Origin of the sequence: Mesorhizobium sp. (assembly GCF_024509055.1) — a bacterium.
In the GTDB taxonomy this organism is placed as follows: domain Bacteria; phylum Pseudomonadota; class Alphaproteobacteria; order Rhizobiales; family Rhizobiaceae; genus Mesorhizobium.
Genome location: NZ_JANINM010000252.1, coordinates 1 through 2,569, shown reverse-complemented (window position 1 = coordinate 2,569; position 2,569 = coordinate 1). Strand labels below are relative to the sequence as shown.

Genomic DNA, 2,569 nt, shown 5'->3' with positions numbered 1-2,569 from the left:
CCGGCGCCTTCATCCTGATCGTCGCCGCCGGCCTGCTCGCCAATTCGGTCAACGCCCTGCATGAGGCGGGCCTCTGGAACCATCTGCAGGCCGTGGTCTTCGACATAAGCGGCTTGCTGCCGATGGACAGCCCGCTCGGCTCGGTGCTGAGCGGCATCTTCGGTTACATCGACGCGCCGACGGTGAGCGAGGTCGTCGTCTATGTCAGCTTCCTGCTGCCCTCGCTGTGGATGTTCCTAGCGGACCGGCCAGGCGCCGCCGCGCCACGCAACGCATCGGAGCGGCCGGCGGCATGAGCACGACCACGCAATCGCGCGAACTGCCGCGCAATGCCGTCCGCGCCGGCCTAGCGCTGTCGCTGCTGCTACTGATCCTCGCGGCCTCGGCCTTCTACTACGCGACGCTCGCCGCGCGGACACGCCGCCATGACGCAGTTGCGGCAAATTTGGTGACGATCACCGGCCAGGCTTGCGAGCCGAACGCATTCACCGTCACAGCCGGGCGGAACATGTTCCAGATCGCCAACATATCCAGCCGTGTCGTTGAGTGGGAAATCCTCGACGGTGTGATGGTGTTGGAGGAGCGCGAAAACATCGCACCGGGATTCACCCAGACGCTCGCCACCCAGCTCGAGCCCGGCGACTACGCGATCACCTGCGGCTTGCTCAGCAATCCGCGCGGCAAGCTGCATGTGCTGCCGGCGGCGAATGCGGAGCCGACCAAGAAACCGAACCTCACCGCCTTCATCGGCGCGCTTGCCGAATACAAGGTGTTTCTCGCCGCCGGAACTGATGCCTTCTCGGAAGCCGCCGACGCTTTCGCCAGCGCCGTGAGATCGGGCGACCTGGCGGCCGCGAAGGCGGCCTACCTGCCAGCCCAACTCGCCTATGCCCATGTCGCGCCGGTGTCGCCATTGTTCTCCGACCTGGACACGGCGATCGACGGGCGCGCCGACGCCTTTGGCCAAGGCGAGGCCGATCCGGCCTTTGGCGGGCTGCACCGCCTCGAATACGGCCTATTCAACCAGGGCAGCCTCGCCGGCCTGGTGCCGGTCGCCGACAAGCTCGCCGGCGACGCGGCCGCGCTCAAGGCCCGAGTTCATGGCCTGCGCATCATGCCGCAAAGCATGGTCAGCGGCTCGGCGGCGATCCTGGAGCGGATCGCCGGTCCCGGCTTCGGCGGCAGCCCTTACGCGCACGGCGATCTTTCTTCCTTCGAAGCGACGACTGCCGGCGCGCGCAAGGTGTTCGACCTGCTGCGCCCCGTGGCGATCAAGACTGCGCCCGGCATCGTGGCGGCCATCGACACGGATTTCGCCGGCCTGGACAAGATGATCGCGGCCCGCCGCACCGACGGCTCGGACGCGCTTTCCGACCCCGCCAAGGCCGAGCTCGGCAAGGCGGCAATGATGCTCGCCACTGACCTTTCGCGGTTGCGCGAGACAATGGATCTCAGCCAATGATAACCAAGCAAGAACCGAAGTTGCCGAACACGACACGCCGCTCGCTCCTGATCGGCGCGGTGGCAGGCGCGTTGACGCCGAAGCTGGCCGCAGCCGCCAGCGGCGGGAGCGCGGCCGTGACCGATGCACCGGAAAGCGACAGCGTCCATCAGCGGCAATCCTTCTACGGCGAGCACCAGCCGGGCATCGTGACGCCGCGACCGGCGGCCGGTCTCGTCGCCTCGTTCGATGTGCTGGTCCAGAACCGAGCCGGCTTGCAGCGGCTCTTGAGGACGCTGACCGAGCGCACTGCCTTCCTGATGGCGGGCGGCACGCCGCCTTCGCTCGATCCGAAATTCCCCGCCGCCGATTCCGGCATTCTCGGCCCGGTGGTGACGCCAGACAACCTGACGATAACCACTTCGCTCGGCGCCTCGCTCTTCGACGACCGCTTCGGCCTTGAGCCCCTGAAGCCCAGGCATCTGGCGCGGATGGCGTCGTTTCCCAACGACGCGCTGCAGGAGGCGTTCTGCCATGGCGACCTGCTGCTGCAATTCTGCTCGAACACGCCGGACACCAACATCCACGCGCTGCGGGACATCGTCAGGAACACCCCGGATTCGCTGCTGTTGCGCTGGAAGCAGGAAGGATCGGTGCCGGTGAGGCAGCCGAGCCCGGGAAAACCAAAGGAGAGCGCCCGCAACTTCCTCGGTTTCCGCGATGGCTCGGCCAATCCCGATTCGACGAACGCCGACCTGATGAAGCAGATCGTGTGGGTGCAGCCAGGCGCGGACGAGCCTGCCTGGACGGCCGGCGGCTCCTACCAGGCCGTGCGCCTCATCCGCAATTTCGTCGAGCGCTGGGATCGCACGCCGCTGCAGGAACAGCAGACGATCATCGGTCGCATGAAGGCGACGGGCGCTCCGTTCGGCGGCGCCACGGAAGCCGACGTGCCCAACCACGCCAGCGACCCGGCGGGCAAGACCACGCCGCTCGACGCGCATATCCGGCTCGCCAATCCGCGCGACGCCGAGGCCATGAAACACCTGATCCTACGCCGTCCGTTCAATTACTCGAACGGCGTCAGCAAGGCCAACCAGATGGACATGGGCCTGCTGTTCATCGCCT

At 67.0% G+C, this 2,569-nt stretch carries 3 protein-coding genes; all 3 read left to right on the top strand.

Features of this window, described 5'->3' with window-relative positions; genetic code table 11:
- Positions 1–296, top strand: a 296-nt coding sequence (locus Q0L57_RS12275; RefSeq protein WP_366940897.1) for an FTR1 family protein, incomplete at its 5' end; no start/stop codon positions are given.
- Complete coding sequence (efeO, locus tag Q0L57_RS12270; protein ID WP_296742982.1) at positions 293–1,462, top strand: iron uptake system protein EfeO; 1,170 nt, start codon at positions 293–295, stop codon at positions 1,460–1,462. The genes Q0L57_RS12275 and efeO, both read left to right, overlap by 4 nt.
- Positions 1,459–2,569 (top strand): Dyp-type peroxidase (locus Q0L57_RS12265; protein WP_296742981.1); only part of this gene is annotated, 1,111 nt, incomplete at its 3' end. The genes efeO and Q0L57_RS12265, both read left to right, overlap by 4 nt.

Excerpts from the sequence above, each read along its gene's own strand:
- efeO (WP_296742982.1), top strand. The coding sequence starts at position 293 with ATGAGCACGACCACGCAATCGCGCGAACTGCCGCGCAATGCCGTCCGC.